A 15,097-nucleotide genomic window follows, 5' to 3' on the forward strand; every position below is an offset into this window, starting at 1 on the left:
GATGTGCTTCAAGGCGCCGCGCGATCCGCGCGGCGCCTTTCGTTTCGCCGGGGTTGCACCCCGCCAAGGCGCGCCGCCGCGTGAATTTTTCGCGGCGGCGCGCCATTCTTCCGCCTCATCCCTTATCCTTTCGTTCTTGAACCTTACTAAATCGTTACAAGAACTTGGGAGGGGGGATGCCTCATGACATCAGCCTGATTGCGTTGCTCGCGGCCGGTTTCGGTCTCGCGATGGTCTTCGGTTACTTCGCGTCGCTGCTGAAAATGCCGCCGCTCGTCGGCTATCTGCTCGCCGGGATCGTGATCGGCCCCGGCACGCCCGGTTTCGTCGGCGACCTGTCGCTCGCGCAGCAGCTCGCCGAAGTCGGCGTGATGCTGCTGATGTTCGGCGTCGGCCTGCATTTCTCGCTCGGCGATCTGCTCGCGGTGCGCAAGATCGCGCTGCCGGGGGCCATCGTCCAGATCACGGTGGCCACGCTGCTCGGCGGCGGCCTCGCGCTCACCTGGGGCTGGAGCGTCGGTGCGGCGCTCGTGTTCGGGCTCGCGCTGTCGGTGGCGAGTACCGTCGTGCTGCTGCGTGCGCTGGAAGGGCGCGGGCTCGTCGAGACGGTCAACGGGCGCATCGCGGTCGGCTGGCTCGTCGTCGAGGATCTCGTGATGGTGCTCGTGCTCGTGCTGCTGCCGCCCGTCGCGGGGCTGCTCGGCGGCACGCCGCCCGGCGACGCGCACGCGGCCGGCGGCAGCGTGTGGGGCACGCTCGGCGTCACGATGCTGAAGGTCGCGGCGTTCATCGCATTGATGCTGGTGGTCGGCAAGCGCGTGTTCCCGCGCATTCTGTGGCTCGTCGCGCGCACGGGCTCGCGCGAGCTGTTCACGCTGTGCATGATCGCGGCCGCGGTCGGCATCGCGTTCGGCGCGGCGAAGCTGTTCGACGTGTCGTTCGCCCTCGGCGCGTTCTTCGCCGGGATGATGATGCGCGAATCGGAGTTCAGCCGGCGCGCGGCCGACGAGACGCTGCCGCTGCGCGATGCGTTCTCGGTGCTGTTCTTCATTTCGGTCGGGATGCTGTTCGACCCGAAGATCCTGCTCGCGGAGCCGCTGCACGTGATCGAGGTCGCGGCGATCGTGGTGATCGGCAAGACGCTCGCGGCGGTCGCGCTCGTGATTGCGTTCCGCTATCCGCTGAATACGGCGCTGACGGTCGGCGCGGGCCTCGCGCAGATCGGCGAGTTCTCGTTCATCCTCGCGGGGCTCGGCCGTGCGCTCGGGCTGCTGTCGGCCGAGGGGCAGAGCCTGATCCTCGCGGTCGCGCTGATCTCGATCGCGATGAACACGCTGCTGTTCGCGATGATCGATCCGGCGCTTGCGTGGATCCGCAAGCATTCGGCGTTCGCGCGCAAGCTCGAGGCGCGCGACGATCCGCTCGCCGCGCTGCCGATGTCGACGCCGCAGACACATCTCACCGGGCAGGTCGTGATCGTCGGCTACGGCAAGGTCGGCACGCGCATCGCGCATGCGCTCGACGAGCGCGGCATCGCGTACGTCGTCGTCGAGCAGAATCGCGAGCTCGTCGAGAAACTGCGCGCGGAAGGCGTTGCCGCCGTGTCGGGCGATGCGATCGAGCCGATCGTGCTGGTGCAGGCGCATATCGCGCGCGCCGGGATGCTGGTCGTCACGCTGCCCGACGTGTTCGACGTACGGCAGATCGTCGAAATCTCGCGCACGCTCAACCCGGCGCTCGAGGTCGTGCTGTGCACGAACAGCGGCGACGAGGCCGCGCTGCTGTCGAACGAGGGCATCGGCACCGTGTTCATGGGCGAGACCGAACTCGCGCGCGGGATGACCGAGCACGTGCTCGGCAGGATGGCGAAGCCGGTCGCGGCCGCGCGTTGACGGCGGGCCGGGCGGCCCGCGCGGCCGCCGCCGGCGCCGCGGGCTTCGGTTTCAGTAGAACGTCTCGAGCGTCAGCTCCTGCGCCATCACGCGATTGCCGGCCAGCAGGCCGCCGTCGACGGGCAGCGCGACGCCCGTGATGATCCGCGCCGCCGGCGAGCACAGGAACAGCGCGGCCTGCGCGACGTCGTCCGGCGTCGCGAAATCGTCGAGCGGATACCACTTCCTCAATTGCTCGAACACCTGCGGATTGCGCTGCACGCGCGCTTCCCACGCGGGCGTCTTCACGGTGCCCGGCAGCACGATGTTCGCGCGCACGCCGTCGCGGCCGAATTCGATCGCGAGCGATTTCGTGTAGCTGATCAACCCGGCCTTCGCCGCGCTGTACGCCGGATGCCCGAGCGCATGCACGCCGTTGACCGAACCGATGATCGCGATTGCGCCGCGCCCGCGTGCGCGCATGCCGGGCAGCACGGCTTCGACGCTCATGTAGGTGGCCGTCAGGTTCGCGTCGAGATCCGTGCGCCAGGTGGCGGGCGTCGTGTCGCGCAGCGTGGTCGATGCGGCCGTGCCCGCGTTGGCGACGAGCACGTCGGCTTGCGGATGCGATTCGAGCGTCGATTGCAGCCGTTCGGCGTCGGTCAGGTCGTCGACGACCGGCGTCACGTGCGCGTCGCCGAGCGTATCGATGAAGCGGTCGAGCGCCGCGCGGTCGCGATCGAGCGCGAGCACGCGGTCGCCAGCCGCGAGGAAGGTGCGGCACAGCGCCTGGCCGATGCCACCGGCGGCGCCCGTCACGAGGGTGGTGCGTGTCATGTCGGCTCCTTGTGCCGGCTCACAGGCCGAGCGCGGCGCGCGCCTGCTTTTCGTTGTCGCGCGTGATCAGCGTGCCGGACGTCAGCACGAGCGGCGGCGGCGCCTGGTTCTTCGTGATCCAGTCGTACATGTCGATGCTCGTCTGGTAGCCGTGCTGGCGCGGATTCAGCAGGATCGAGCCGTAGAAGCCCGTCGGCTTCGGCTTCGCGAATTCGTTGAGCGCGATCTGGCTGCCGTTGATGCCGACCGCGACCATCGCATCCGCGCCGATGCCGCGCCCCTCGGCGGCGCGCACCGCGCCGACCGTCGTGTCGTCGTTCGAGCCGAACGCGACCCAGCGCTTGAAATTCGCATGCTTGGTGAGCGCGATGTTCGCCGCGTTGAACGCGCCTTCGGTGTCGGCCGTCATTTCGGGCGCATCGATCACGTTCGCGGCCGGGAAGCCGGCGGCCTTGAGCGCATCGACCGCGCCGGTCGTGCGTTCGCGTGCGGTCGGCAACTGGTCGTACGCGATCCGGATGATGCCGACCTCGGCCGGGTTCCAGCCGCGCCGCTTCGTCTCGTCCGCGATCGCCTGGCCGACCTGCTGGCCGATCTTGTACGCGGAGATGCCCATGTGCGGCACGCCCTGGAGCGGTGCACCGCGGCCGTCGACGAGCTGGTCGTCGACCGACATCAGCTTGATCCCCGCGCGCTTCGCCTTCGCCGCGATGCCGGGGCCGAGCTTCACGTCGGGTGCGCAGATGATCACGCCCTGTGCCTTTTGCGCGGCGAGGCTGTCGAGCGCGGTCGATACCTTTTCGCCGCTCGGCGTCGCGATCTTGATCAGCGTGAAGTGCTTTTCCTTCGCCGCCTGGTCGGCGAAGCGCCATTCGTCCTGGAACCACGGATCGTCCGGCTGTTTGACGAGGAAGCCGATTTTCACGTCGGCGGGGTCGGCGGCATGGGCGGGTAACCCGCCGACCAGCGCCGCGCTCGTAATGGCCAGTGCGAGCGTCTTCCAGTGGAATCGCATGCGTCTCTCTCCTTTTTTGTAGTCGCGCGCACGGGCAGGGCTGCCCGACACGCGGAAAAATTGTAGGAGGAGGGAGCGGGAACGCTCAAATGATGCGCGGCGTTCCTAGAAAGTGGGACGGTGCCCGATGGCGGGGAAATGCGTGGCGGCCAGGGGCCGCCGGTGTGCCACGTGCGCCGGCGGCCGACGTGTCGCGGGGACGTGCCGCGCTTATCCGGCCGCCGTGGCCGGCTGCACCTGTACGTTCGACGGCGCGGCAGTCTTCAGCGGCGCTGCGGTTTTCGGTACCGCAGCCGTCCTGGTTTGCGCAGCCGCTTTCGGCGCGGCCACCGTCTTCTGCGGCGCGGCGGGCTTCGCCGGCGGCGTCTTCTCGGGCTCGACCGGCGCGTCGGGCGGCACGCCGAGCAGTTGCAGCGAGCCGCTCGTGACCGACGCGAACACCGGGCCGGCCACCGTGCCGCCGTAGTAGCCCTTGCCGCGCGGCTCGTCGATCATCACCGCGACGATCAGGCGCGGGTTGCTCATCGGCGCCATCCCCGCGAACAGCGCGCGGTACTTGCCCTTCGCGTAGGTCGCGCCGACCTGCTTGCGCGCGGTACCGGTCTTGCCACCGATCCGGTAGCCGTCGACGCGCGCGCGGCGCCCCGTGCCGCCTTCGCCGACCGCCATCTCGAGCATCGAGCGGATCGACGCGGCCGTTTGCGGCGACGTCACGCGATGGCCGCGATGCGCGTCGATCGTCTGCTGGTCGGTGCCGTTCTTCAGCAGCGACACCGGGTGCAGCGTGCCGTCGCCGGCATAGGCCGTATAGGTTTGCGCGATCTGCAGCAGCGACATCGACAGGCCGTAGCCGTATGCCATCGTCGCCTGCTCGATCGGCCGCCAGCGCTTGTAGCCGCGCAGCCGGCCCGACGCGACGCCCGGGAACGTCAGCTCCGGCGCGCGGCCGATCCCGTATTCCTGGTACTTGTTCCAGATCGTTTCGGCGGGCAGGTTCAGCGCGAGCTTCGCGAGCGCGACGTTGCTCGACTTCTGGAGCGCCTGCGAGACCGTCAGCGAACCGTGGTTCGACGTGTCGTGGATCACGGCCGGGCCGATCTTGTAGGTGCCCGGCGACGTGTTGATGATCGTGTTCGGCGTGACCTTGCGTTCGTCGATGGACAGCGCGACGACGAGCGGCTTGATCGTCGAGCCCGGTTCGAACGTGTCGATCACCGCGCGGTTGCGCAACTGCTGGCCGGTGAGGCGCGCGCGGTCGTTCGGGTCGAAGGTCGGGTAGTTCGCCAGCGCGAGGATCTCGCCGTTCTGCGCGTCGAGCACCACGACGCTGCCGGCCACCGCGTTGTTCTCGACCACGGCCGCCTTGAGCTGGCTGAACGCGAGCTGCTGGATGCGGCGGTCGATCGTCAGCTCGATCGTCGCGCCATGCTGCGCCGGGACGAGCGGGCGCGTGTCCGACACGATGCGGCCGAGCCGGTCGCGGATCACCTCGCGCTGCCCGGACGTGCCCGACAGGCGCGCATTCGCCGCGAGCTCGACGCCTTCCTGGCCCTTGTCCTCGACGTTCGTGAAGCCGACCACGTGCGCGGCCGATTCGCCTTCCGGGTAGAAGCGCTTCGAATCGGCGATCTGCGTGATGCCGTCGATCGCGAGCTTGTCGAGCCTGCCTGCCGTGTCGGCGTCGACCTGCCGCTTGAGCAGCACGAACGTCTTGTCGTTGCCGAGGCGCCGCTTGACCTCGACGAGCGGCATGTCGAGCAGCTTCGAGATCTGCGGGTAGTCGGTGTCGGCGACCTGCTTCGGGTTCGCCCAGATTTCATAGGTCGACAGGCTGACGGCGAGCATCGCGCCGTTGCGGTCGACGATGCGCCCTCGCATCGCGTCGAGCTCGATCGTGCGCTGGTAGCGTTTCTGGCCCTGGCCGACGTAGAACTCCTTGTTCGCGACCTGCACCCAGAACGCGCGGCCGATCAGCGCGGCGAACGCGAGGAACACGATGATCACGATCAGCTTCGAGCGCCACATCGGCAGGCGCGACGCGAGCATCGGGTTCTTGGTCGCGGCCGCGTACGGATCGGCGGGGTGGGTCTTCTTTTTCACGCTCATGCAATGGCCGGGTCGGGTCGCCGGAGGGCGGCGAGTCAGTCTGAATAATGCGATTGTAATAAATGAGTAAACGCCGTGTGGGGAAAGTATGTTCCGGCCCCCTGAAAAGGCGCGAATCGGCGATCCGGCAAAGGGTGGAACAGGGCATACGAAAAGAGGGCGGAAGCGGAGCTTCACAGACGCAGCAGGTGATCGAGGGTGGCCGATTCGGTGCGTATCGATCCGCTCACACGATCTCCGGGACAATCGATGCCGCCCGTCCCCGGCGCGCGATCAATTGCCCGGCTCGCGATTATTTATTTGCACCAGAAAATGAAAACGCCCCGAAAAGGGGCGCCGCTAATACTGAATATCGAAATGAATATCACTGAACCCGGAATAAACCCGAAAACCGCAGACGAATTACATCGATAATTTCTACCGGGTGACGGAAATGAATTCCCGATATTCCGGCTCGCTCGTGCAGCGATCGACAGCCTGCAGTCGCCATGCGCCGGGGTGATTGCCGGCGAGTACGGCGGAGCCCTGTTCGCGCTGGGTCGCACCGAACGACAGTCCCTTCAACTGGCACACGGCATTCCCGCCATCAGCCGCGCAGAGCGCCATCGCGCCCTCGACGTCGCGAACCTTGCCCCAGGCGGGAAGATCGATGCCCTGATGTGCCTCGCGCGACCACAGTCCTTCGTCGGTGTCGACCCACAGTACCGCGAACGAGTGTCGGGTTGCTGATTCGCTGCCATTAATCCGAATGGTGAGGCGCATTGTGATCGTCTCCAAAAAAATGAACATTCGACCGTTTTGACTTGATCAGTCTAGATAGACTGGTGTGAAACGCAAGTGATAATCCGCAATAAATCCGAATTGAGTTCATTGCGGTTTCAGATGAAACGATGTCTGACGATTCATGGTTATTCCGGCGGCGCGCGCAAACACACGCCCACCGGCGATCGCGGCGCCGATCGGGGCCCGGTTGATCCTCGAGACATGGGACGACACCGCCGAGAGGCGCGTCGATCTGTCGCGTGCAACCGGCCGCGGAAACCGGGCCGGCCGACGCGGTCCGGCCGTGCCGGAGGGAGCGCGACCGGAGGTTGAGGCGTTCCGACTGCATTGCCGGACGACAGACTCCGACAATCGCATACAAATCGGCACACTTTCACGAAACTTTCGGGACAGACTTGCCTGCGGTCGGGCCCCACACTGAGATATTCCCGATCCAGTGCCGCGGACGCCCGTCCTCGGCGGCTGCCGCCGCCTCGTGCCAGAGACGCGATCGACGCGATCGCGGGCCGCACGCCCGATCGGGACTGCCGGGGCGCGCGTCAGGCCCCGGCCCGGCCGGTGAGCCGTGCGCAGCCCGCAACCGCGGCCGCCGCGCCGCCCGGCCGATTCTTCGAAGGAGACTATCGTGCTGATCTGGAAAACCGCGTTGTCGCTCAACTGGCGGACGAGCCTCGTGTCGCCGGCCAGCGCACCGGTCGCGGCGGCGAACGTCGGGCGGCTGGTGCTGACCGGCGCAACCGGCTTCATCGGCAGTACCGTCCTGACGGCGCTCGTCAATGCGGGGCTGCTCGACCGCATCGTCTGCGTCGTGCGCGCGCAGGATCGCGGCCATGCCGTCGCGCGACTGCGCGAAGCGGCGCTGCGCGCGGGGCTGGCGCCGTACTGGGCGTCGCGCCTGACCGACGCGAACGTGATCGTCGGTGCGCTCGGCGACGTGTGGCAGGGCGCCGACGCACCGCGCCTCGCCGCCGCGACGCACGTGATTCACTGCGCCGGCCATGCGTCGCCGGCCGACGGCGCGCACCTGCGGGCCGACATCGCCGACGCGGTGCGTTTTGCCGAGCGTTTCGCACGGGCGCCGCGCCTGCTGCGCTTCGTCTACGTCGGTACGGCCTACGCGCATGCGGGTCGTGGCGGGATCGTGCAGGAGGAGGCGGCGGGCGACGCGGCGAACGACGTCGCGCGCGACGAAGAAGGCCTGCCGGGCGCGGTGCTCGCCGCGGACTACCTGCATGCGAAGGCGGAGACCGAGCAGCGCCTGCGTGCGCTCGGGCTGCCGCTCGTCGTGGTGCGGCCGTCGCATGTGGTCGGCCATACGGTACTCGGTACGCGGCCCGCGCCGAATTCGTTCTGGATGTTCCGGCTGGCGCATGCCGCACGCCGCTTCACCGCGCGACCGATGACGCGCATCGATATCGTGTCGGTCGACGACGTGGCGCGCGCGACGATGCTGCTGGCCGTCAAGCCGACGCTCGCACACGACCTGTATCACGTATCGGCCGGCGACGAGGCGCCGCAGGTCGCGCAGATCGTGCGTGCGATGGACGAGGCGGCGGGGATGACCGGCGCACCGCGCTACGCGGCGTGTGCGCCGGCCGAATTGCCGCTCGTGGTGCGCGACGTGCTCGGGCGAACCGATCCGGCACTCGAGCGCGTGATCGGCCGGGCGTTGCAGCGCTGCGGGGAATTCGCGACGGTCGATCGCGTGTTCGACAACCGTCGCGTGCGCGACGAAATCGATTTCGAGCCGCTGCCGTTCATCGATTACGTCGAGGAATGCATGCGCACGTCGCGCGGCGTGGCCGTGACCGAGCTGATGCGCGGCGCGGTGCACTGACCGTCCCGCCGCACCGGCCCCCGTTCCCGCGGCCGGCGGGAACGGGGGCCGTCATCACGTGTTGCCGCCGAGCTCGATGAGCCGGTCGAGCGCGCGATAGATGTCTTCGAGGCCGTCCTCGCCGAACCGCGATTCGAGCTGCCGGTACTGCTCGTCGATCCGCGGGCCGATTTCCGTGACCAGTTTCCTGCTTTGCGGCGTAAGGCTCACCAGCAGCCGGCGCTGATCTTCCTGCGCGCGCGTGCGTGTGATCAGGCCGTCGCGCTCCATCCGTTCCAGCACGCCCGTGAGGCTCGGGCTCAGGATGCAGCAGCGGCGCGCAATCTGTCCCGCTTCGAGCGCTTGCGCCGGTTCGCCGTCGAGCACGCGGATGATCCGCCATTGCTGTTCGGTCAGCGCGAATTCCTTGAGAATGGGGCGGAACAGACCCATCAGCGTTTCGCGGGCCTCCAGCAGCAGCATGGCCAGGTTGCGATGGTCGAGCGTACGGTTCATCGGGGTGAGCAGTGGACGGGGACGCATCAATCTTAACAGCCGAACGGAGTGAATTTCGCGTATCAGGGTAATCGAGGTTGCCAGCGTTCGATTGTTTACTTAAGATATTAAGTATTGACGATACGCCGCGACGCGCGGCAGGGGAATGACGCATGGAGCTGTCTTGCATGACCGCCGCGGCGCCGCCGTTGCCGGTCGCCATCGGTACCGTCTACGGTGCGCTGCTCAACGAGCGTGCGGCGCTCGACGCACTCGGCGATGCCGTGAACGCACCGCCTTACGGCCGCCCGCCGCAGGCGCCGATCCTGTACATCAAGCCCGCCAACACGCACGCGGCCGACGGCGCGACCGTCGTCGTGCCGGCCGGCGTCGACGCCCTGGAGATCGGCGCGTCAGTGGCCGTCGTGTTCGCCCGGCGCGCGACGCGCGTGCCGGCCGCGCTGGCGCTCGACTACCTTCACGGCTTCACGCTCGCCAGCGACGTGTCGGTCCCCCATCCCGACTACTACCGTCCGGCCGTGCGCTTCAAGTGCCGCGACGGTTTCTGCCCAATGGGCCCGGCCATCGTGCCGGCCGCCGCGCTTGGCGATGTCGACACGATCGGCCTGACCGTGCGGATCGACGGCGAGGTGGCCGTGTCCGCCTCGACGGCCACGCTGATTCGCTCCGTGCGCGAACTGATCGCCGACGTGACGGCCTTCATGTCGTTCGACGCGGGCGATGTGTTGCTGCTCGGCGTCGCGGGCGGCGCACCGCGCGCCCGCGCGGGCAGCACGATCGAGATCGCCGCCGCCGGCATCGGCACGTTGCGGCACACGCTGATCGCGGAGGAAACACGATGAAGACGGCACGCGTGATCTACAACGGCGCATTGCATGCGGCCGAACCGGCCGGCGACGGCGCGATCCGTCTCGACACGGGGCGGGTCGTTGCCGAGGACGCGGTTGTGTGGCTGCCGCCCGTCGCGCCGCGCACCACGTTCGCGCTCGGCCTCAACTACGCCGACCACGCGAAGGAACTCGCGTTCAAGGCGCCGAGCGAACCGCTGATCTTCCTGAAGGGGCCGAATACGTTCATCGGCCACCGTTCGCGCACGGTGCGCCCGGCGGACGCGACGCACATGCACTACGAGTGCGAGCTGGCCGTCGTGATCGGCCGGCCTGCGCGCAACGTGAGCCGCGCGCAGGCGCTCGACTACGTGGCCGGCTACACGGTCGCGAACGACTACGCGATCCGCGACTATCTCGAGAACTACTACCGTCCGAACCTGCGCGTGAAGAACCGCGACACCTGCACGCCGCTCGGGCCGTGGTTCGTCAGCCGCGACGAGATCGGCGATTCGGGCGACCTGACGTTGCGCACGACGGTGAACGGACGGGAGACGCAGCGCGGCAGCACGCGCGACATGATCTTCGACGTGCCGGCGTTGATCGAGCACATCAGCGGCTTCATGACGCTCTCGCCGGGCGACCTGATCCTGACCGGTACGCCCGAGGGGCTGGCGGACACGAAGCCGGGCGACGAGGTCGTGACCGAAATCGAAGGGATCGGCCGGCTCGTGAACACGATCGTCGGCGAAGCAGACTACTATCGCGCCGGCTGAGCCCGTCGCCCAAGGAGAGAGCATGACCATCAAGCACTGGATCGACGGCCGCGAAGTCGAGAGCCGCGAGACGTTCACGACGCTGAATCCCGCGACGGGGGAAGTCATCACCGACGTCGCATCGGGCGGCGAGGCCGAAGTCGACGCGGCCGTGCGCGCCGCGAAGGAAGCCTTCCCGAAATGGGCGAACACGCCCGCCAGGGAGCGCGCGAAGCTGATGCGCAGGCTCGGCGAGCTGATCGAGAAGAACGTGCCGATGCTCGCGGCGCTGGAGACGCAGGACACCGGCCTGCCGATCGCGCAGACGAGCAAGCAGTTGATTCCGCGCGCGTCCGAGAACTTCAACTTCTTCGCGGAAGTGTGCGTGCAGATGAACGGCCGCACCTATCCGGTCGACGACCAGATGCTGAACTACACGCTGTACCAGCCGGTCGGCGTGTGCGCGCTGGTGTCGCCGTGGAACGTGCCGTTCATGACCGCGACGTGGAAGACGGCGCCGTGCCTCGCGCTCGGCAACACGGCCGTGCTGAAGATGTCGGAGCTGTCGCCGCTGACGGCCGACCAGCTCGGCCGCCTCGCGCTCGAAGCCGGCATCCCGCCGGGCGTGCTCAACGTCGTGCAGGGTTACGGCGCGACGGCCGGCGACGCGCTGGTGCGTCATCCGGACGTGCGTGCGGTGTCGTTCACCGGCGGTACGGTGACCGGCAAGCGGATCATGGAGCGTGCGGGGCTGAAGAAGTATTCGATGGAACTCGGCGGCAAGTCACCGGTACTGATCTTCGACGACGCCGATTTCGACCGCGCGCTCGACGCGTCGCTGTTCACGATCTTCTCGATCAACGGCGAACGCTGCACGGCCGGCTCGCGGATCTTCGTGCAGCGCACGATCTACGATCGCTTCGTGCAGGAATTCGCGCGCCGCGCGAACAACCTGGTGGTCGGCGATCCGTCCGATCCGGCCACGAACCTCGGCGCGATGATCACGCGCCAGCACTGGGAAAAGGTGACCGGCTATATCCGCATCGGCGAGCAGGAAGGCGCGCGTGTGGTTGCGGGCGGCGCCGACAAGCCGGCGGGCTTGCCCGACCACCTGCGCAACGGCAACTTCGTGCGGCCGACCGTGCTGGCCGACGTCGACAACCGGATGCGCGTCGCACAGGAAGAAATCTTCGGGCCGGTCGCGTGCCTGATTCCGTTCGAGGACGAGGAAGAAGGGCTGCGGCTCGCGAACGACACGTCGTACGGCCTTGCGTCGTACATCTGGACGCAGGATGTCGGCAAGGTGCATCGCCTCGCGCGCGGCATCGAGGCCGGGATGGTGTTCGTGAACAGCCAGAACGTGCGTGACCTGCGCCAGCCGTTCGGCGGCGTGAAGGAATCGGGCACCGGGCGCGAGGGCGGCGAATACAGCTTCGAGGTGTTCGCGGAGATCAAGAACGTGTGCATCTCGATGGGTTCGCACCACATTCCGCGCTGGGGCGTGTGACGGGCGCGGGTCGTCTGCAGCACGAAAGAACCAAACGGAGACTTGAACGATGGGCAAACTGTCCCTCGCCGCGAAAATCACGCACGTGCCGTCGATGTACCTGTCGGAACTGCCCGGCAGGCATCACGGCTGCCGCGAGGCGGCGATCCGCGGCCATCAACTGATCGGCGAGCGCTGCCGCGCGCTCGGCGTCGACACGATCGTCGTGTCGGACGTGCACTGGCTCGTCAACGCCGGTTATCACGTGAACTGCAATGCGCGATTCGCGGGCACGTACACGAGCAACGAGCTGCCGCATTTCATCCGCGACATGGAGTATGCGTATCCGGGCAACCCGGCGCTCGGCCGGCTGATCGCCGAGACGGCCAGCGCGCGCGGCGTCGCGACGCGCGCGCACGAGATCGACAGCCTCGAACTCGAATACGGCACGCTCGTGCCGATGCGCTACATGAACGCCGACCAGCACTTCAAGGTCGTGTCGATCGCCGGCTGGTGCATGTGGCATCAGCTCGACGAAAGCCGGCGCTTCGGCGAGGCGCTGCTCGAGGCGATCGAAAGGAGCGATTCGAACGTCGCATTCCTCGCGAGCGGCTCGCTGTCGCACCGTTTCAACGACAACGGCAGCCCCGAGGAATCGATCCACCAGATCAGCCGCGAATTCTTCCGGCAGGTCGACCTGCGCGTGGTCGAGCTGTGGAAGCAGGGCGATTTCAAGACCTTCTGCGCGATGCTGCCCGAGTACAACACGCATTGCCACGGCGAAGGCGGGATGCACGACACGGCGATGCTGCTCGGCCTGCTCGGCTGGGATCGCTACGATAAACCCGTCGAGATCGTCACCGACTATTTCGCGAGTTCGGGTACCGGGCAGATCAATGCGATCTTCCCGGTGGCCTGAGCACTGCGCCACGCACTCGACTGGAGACCCGCCATGCCACATATCGTCGTCGAATACACCGCGAACATCCGCGACGACGCACGCATTCCCGCGCTGCTGCGCACGATCAACGCCACGCTGATCGCGCAGGGCGGCGTGTTCCCGACGGGCGGCATCCGCTCGCGCGCGATCGAACTGCAGGATTACTGCGTAGCCGACGGCACGGAAGACGATGCGTTCGTGCACGTGACGCTGAAGATCGGCTCGGGCCGCAGCGATGCGCAGAAAAAAGCCGCGTGCGACGCGCTGTTCGACGCGATCAAGGCGCATTTCGCGGAACTGTACGCGAAACGGTACCTCGCGCTGTCGATGGAGCTGACCGAGTTCAGCGAAAGCGGCTCGTACAAGCACAACAACATCCACGCCCGCTACAAGCGGGCCGGCTGAACCCCATTCCCGATCCGACCATGCTCGAAACCGCCCTCATCGACCAGCTCGCGCAGCGTCTGCACGACGCCGAGCGCGAGCGTAAGCAGATCCGCCAGATCTCGCTCGACCATCCCGACATCACGATCGACGACGCGTATGCGATCCAGCGCGCGTGGGTCGCCGTCAAGCTCGCGGAAGGCCGCACGCTGAAGGGCCACAAGATCGGCCTCACGTCGAAGGCGATGCAGAACACGTCGCAGATCGACGAGCCCGATTACGGCGCGCTGCTCGACGACATGTTCTTTGCCGACGGCGGCACGATCCCCACCGGGCGCTTCATCGTGCCGCGTGTCGAGGTCGAACTCGCGTTCGTGCTCGGCAAGCGGCTCACCGGCCCGGACTGCACGATCTTCGACGTGTATGGCGCAGTCGACTACGTGGTGCCCGCGCTCGAGATCATCGACGCGCGCAGCCAGTCGATCGACCCCGATACGAAACGGCCGCGCAAGGTGTTCGACACGATAGCCGACAACGCGGCGAACGCGGGCGTGGTGATCGGCGGGCGGCCCGTGAAGCCGCAGGACGTCGACCTGCGGTGGGTCGCGGCGATCATGTCGCGTAACGGCGTGGTCGAGGAAACGGGCGTCGCGGCCGGCGTGCTGAACCATCCGGCGAACGGCGTCGCGTGGCTCGCCAACCGGCTGGCCCGCTTCGACGTTGCGCTGGAGCCGGGGCAGATCGTGCTCGGCGGTTCGTTCACGCGGCCGTGCGCGGCGCGGCCGGGCGACACGTTCAGCGTCGACTACGGCCCGCTCGGGACGATCCAGTGCTACTTCGAGTGAGGTGAGCGAACGATGCGGATTCCTACGAATGTCTTCAAGGCCGCGCTTGCGCGCGGCGACGCGCAGGTCGGGCTGTGGCTCGGGCTCGCCAATCCGTACAGCGCGGAAGTGGTCGCGGGCGCCGGTTTCGACTGGCTGCTGATCGACGGCGAGCATGCGCCGAATACGGTGCCGACGATCCTCGCGCAATTGCAGGCAATCGCGCCGTATCCGTCGCATCCGGTCGTGCGCGTACCGTGGAACGATCCGGTGATCGTCAAGCAGGTGCTCGATCTCGGCGCGCAGACGCTGCTCGTGCCGATGGTGCAGAGCGCCGACGAGGCGCGTGCGGCGGTGGCCGCGACGCGCTATCCGCCGCACGGGATTCGCGGCGTGGGCAGCGCGCTGGCGCGTGCGTCGCGGTGGAACCGGGTCGGCGATTACCTGCATCGCGCGAACGAGGAGATGGCCGTGCTCGTGCAGGTCGAGACACGCGCGGGGCTCGACGCGATCGATGCGATAACGCGGGTCGAGGGCGTGGACGGCGTGTTCATCGGGCCGGCGGATCTCGCGGCCGATCTCGGGCATCTCGGCCATCCGGGGCACCCGGACGTGCAGGCCGCGATCGATGGTGCGATCCGCGCGATCAAGGCGGCCGGCAAGGCGCCGGGCATTCTCAGCGCGGATGAGGCAGCCGCGCGGCGTTATCTGGACGCGGGAGCGCTGTTCGTCGCGGTCGGGGTCGATACGACGTTGCTGGCGAGGAGTGCGGAGCGGTTGGCGGAGCAGTTCAAGGGGAAAGGGGGCGAGGCGGTCAAGAAGGGGGACGGGACGTATTGAACGAAGCAAGGTATGGCTGATGTGTCTCGGGTGCGATTGAATTTCGCTCATTACGATTTTTGTGTGTTTCGAATAAGCTGGCGAAATCCTGCACTCC

General features: G+C 67.5%; 14 protein-coding genes. 9 read left to right on the forward strand and 5 right to left on the reverse strand.

Features of this window, described 5'->3' with window-relative positions; all coding sequences use genetic code 11:
- Positions 1-176 precede the first annotated feature (176 nt).
- A complete protein-coding gene (locus FOZ70_RS17005) occupies positions 177-1,892 on the forward strand; it encodes a cation:proton antiporter (protein WP_219706307.1) in 1,716 nt (571 codons plus the stop codon).
- A gap of 51 nt (positions 1,893-1,943) precedes the next feature.
- On the opposite strand, the gene FOZ70_RS17010 is transcribed toward FOZ70_RS17005, so the two are convergent.
- From FOZ70_RS17010 to FOZ70_RS17025, 4 genes are all read right to left on the reverse strand, one after another.
- Positions 1,944-2,708, reverse strand: coding sequence for an SDR family oxidoreductase (locus FOZ70_RS17010; RefSeq protein ID WP_059485031.1), 765 nt, complete (start codon positions 2,706-2,708; stop codon positions 1,944-1,946).
- 19 nt (positions 2,709-2,727) lie between these two features.
- Positions 2,728-3,723: an arabinose ABC transporter substrate-binding protein gene (locus FOZ70_RS17015; RefSeq protein WP_219706308.1), complete on the reverse strand. Its 996-nt coding sequence runs from the start codon at positions 3,721-3,723 to the stop codon at positions 2,728-2,730.
- Positions 3,724-3,933: 210 nt separating this feature from the next.
- Positions 3,934-5,829: a penicillin-binding protein 2 gene (locus tag FOZ70_RS17020; protein WP_219706309.1), complete on the reverse strand. Its 1,896-nt coding sequence runs from the start codon at positions 5,827-5,829 to the stop codon at positions 3,934-3,936.
- 417 nt (positions 5,830-6,246) lie between these two features.
- Positions 6,247-6,591 (reverse strand): DUF3564 family protein, encoded by a 345-nt coding sequence (locus FOZ70_RS17025; protein WP_021164050.1) that lies wholly within the window; start codon positions 6,589-6,591, stop codon positions 6,247-6,249.
- Positions 6,592-7,237: 646 nt separating this feature from the next.
- On the opposite strand from FOZ70_RS17025, the gene FOZ70_RS17030 reads away from it, so the two are divergent.
- The gene (locus FOZ70_RS17030; RefSeq protein WP_021164053.1) at positions 7,238-8,449 is read left to right on the forward strand and encodes an SDR family oxidoreductase; all 1,212 of its coding nucleotides are present in this window, start codon (positions 7,238-7,240) and stop codon (positions 8,447-8,449) included.
- A 54-nt stretch (positions 8,450-8,503) separates the two neighbouring features.
- Here the strand turns inward: FOZ70_RS17030 and hpaR are convergent, their stop codons facing one another.
- Positions 8,504-8,944 (reverse strand): homoprotocatechuate degradation operon regulator HpaR, encoded by a 441-nt coding sequence (gene hpaR, locus FOZ70_RS17035; RefSeq protein ID WP_021164054.1) that lies wholly within the window; start codon positions 8,942-8,944, stop codon positions 8,504-8,506.
- Positions 8,945-9,096: 152 nt separating this feature from the next.
- On the opposite strand from hpaR, the gene FOZ70_RS17040 reads away from it, so the two are divergent.
- Genes FOZ70_RS17040 through hpaI form a run of 7 tightly spaced genes read left to right on the forward strand, consistent with a single transcriptional unit; the run spans position 9,097 to position 15,000 of the window.
- Complete coding sequence (locus FOZ70_RS17040) at positions 9,097-9,786, forward strand: fumarylacetoacetate hydrolase family protein (protein ID WP_219706310.1); 690 nt, start codon at positions 9,097-9,099, stop codon at positions 9,784-9,786.
- Positions 9,783-10,547 carry a fumarylacetoacetate hydrolase family protein gene (locus tag FOZ70_RS17045; protein WP_219706311.1) on the forward strand — a complete coding sequence of 255 codons (765 nt, stop codon included), beginning with the start codon at positions 9,783-9,785 and terminating at the stop codon, positions 10,545-10,547. The genes FOZ70_RS17040 and FOZ70_RS17045 overlap by 4 nt, the downstream gene beginning before the upstream one ends.
- 22 nt (positions 10,548-10,569) lie before the next feature.
- Positions 10,570-12,033 carry a 5-carboxymethyl-2-hydroxymuconate semialdehyde dehydrogenase gene (gene hpaE / locus FOZ70_RS17050; protein ID WP_059485026.1) on the forward strand — a complete coding sequence of 488 codons (1,464 nt, stop codon included), beginning with the start codon at positions 10,570-10,572 and terminating at the stop codon, positions 12,031-12,033.
- Positions 12,034-12,082: 49 nt separating this feature from the next.
- Positions 12,083-12,931 carry a 3,4-dihydroxyphenylacetate 2,3-dioxygenase gene (gene hpaD / locus FOZ70_RS17055; RefSeq protein WP_048021892.1) on the forward strand — a complete coding sequence of 283 codons (849 nt, stop codon included), beginning with the start codon at positions 12,083-12,085 and terminating at the stop codon, positions 12,929-12,931.
- Between the two features lie 33 nt (positions 12,932-12,964).
- Complete coding sequence (locus tag FOZ70_RS17060; RefSeq protein ID WP_027791434.1) at positions 12,965-13,357, forward strand: 5-carboxymethyl-2-hydroxymuconate Delta-isomerase; 393 nt, start codon at positions 12,965-12,967, stop codon at positions 13,355-13,357.
- 20 nt (positions 13,358-13,377) lie between these two features.
- Positions 13,378-14,181 (forward strand): 2-oxo-hept-4-ene-1,7-dioate hydratase, encoded by an 804-nt coding sequence (gene hpaH, locus FOZ70_RS17065; protein ID WP_219706312.1) that lies wholly within the window; start codon positions 13,378-13,380, stop codon positions 14,179-14,181.
- 12 nt (positions 14,182-14,193) lie between these two features.
- Positions 14,194-15,000 carry a 4-hydroxy-2-oxoheptanedioate aldolase gene (hpaI, locus tag FOZ70_RS17070; RefSeq protein ID WP_060231930.1) on the forward strand — a complete coding sequence of 269 codons (807 nt, stop codon included), beginning with the start codon at positions 14,194-14,196 and terminating at the stop codon, positions 14,998-15,000.
- Positions 15,001-15,097: the final 97 nt, after the last annotated feature.

It is taken from the genome of Burkholderia sp. COPS (assembly GCF_019425585.1).
Classification (GTDB): domain Bacteria; phylum Pseudomonadota; class Gammaproteobacteria; order Burkholderiales; family Burkholderiaceae; genus Burkholderia; species Burkholderia cepacia.

What these genes read in the sequence shown, in the direction of transcription:
- FOZ70_RS17005 (WP_219706307.1), top strand. Translation starts at nt 177, where the DNA reads ATGCCTCATGACATCAGCCTGATTGCGTTGCTCGCGGCCGGTTTCGGT.
- FOZ70_RS17010 (WP_059485031.1), bottom strand. Translation starts at nt 2,708, where the DNA reads ATGACACGCACCACCCTCGTGACGGGCGCCGCCGGTGGCATCGGCCAG.
- FOZ70_RS17015 (WP_219706308.1), bottom strand. Translation starts at nt 3,723, where the DNA reads ATGCGATTCCACTGGAAGACGCTCGCACTGGCCATTACGAGCGCGGCG.
- FOZ70_RS17020 (WP_219706309.1), bottom strand. Translation starts at nt 5,829, where the DNA reads ATGAGCGTGAAAAAGAAGACCCACCCCGCCGATCCGTACGCGGCCGCG.
- FOZ70_RS17025 (WP_021164050.1), bottom strand. Translation starts at nt 6,591, where the DNA reads ATGCGCCTCACCATTCGGATTAATGGCAGCGAATCAGCAACCCGACAC.
- hpaR (WP_021164054.1), bottom strand. Translation starts at nt 8,944, where the DNA reads ATGAACCGTACGCTCGACCATCGCAACCTGGCCATGCTGCTGCTGGAG.
- FOZ70_RS17040 (WP_219706310.1), top strand. Translation starts at nt 9,097, where the DNA reads ATGGAGCTGTCTTGCATGACCGCCGCGGCGCCGCCGTTGCCGGTCGCC.
- FOZ70_RS17045 (WP_219706311.1), top strand. Translation starts at nt 9,783, where the DNA reads ATGAAGACGGCACGCGTGATCTACAACGGCGCATTGCATGCGGCCGAA.
- hpaE (WP_059485026.1), top strand. Translation starts at nt 10,570, where the DNA reads ATGACCATCAAGCACTGGATCGACGGCCGCGAAGTCGAGAGCCGCGAG.
- hpaD (WP_048021892.1), top strand. Translation starts at nt 12,083, where the DNA reads ATGGGCAAACTGTCCCTCGCCGCGAAAATCACGCACGTGCCGTCGATG.
- FOZ70_RS17060 (WP_027791434.1), top strand. Translation starts at nt 12,965, where the DNA reads ATGCCACATATCGTCGTCGAATACACCGCGAACATCCGCGACGACGCA.
- hpaH (WP_219706312.1), top strand. Translation starts at nt 13,378, where the DNA reads ATGCTCGAAACCGCCCTCATCGACCAGCTCGCGCAGCGTCTGCACGAC.
- hpaI (WP_060231930.1), top strand. Translation starts at nt 14,194, where the DNA reads ATGCGGATTCCTACGAATGTCTTCAAGGCCGCGCTTGCGCGCGGCGAC.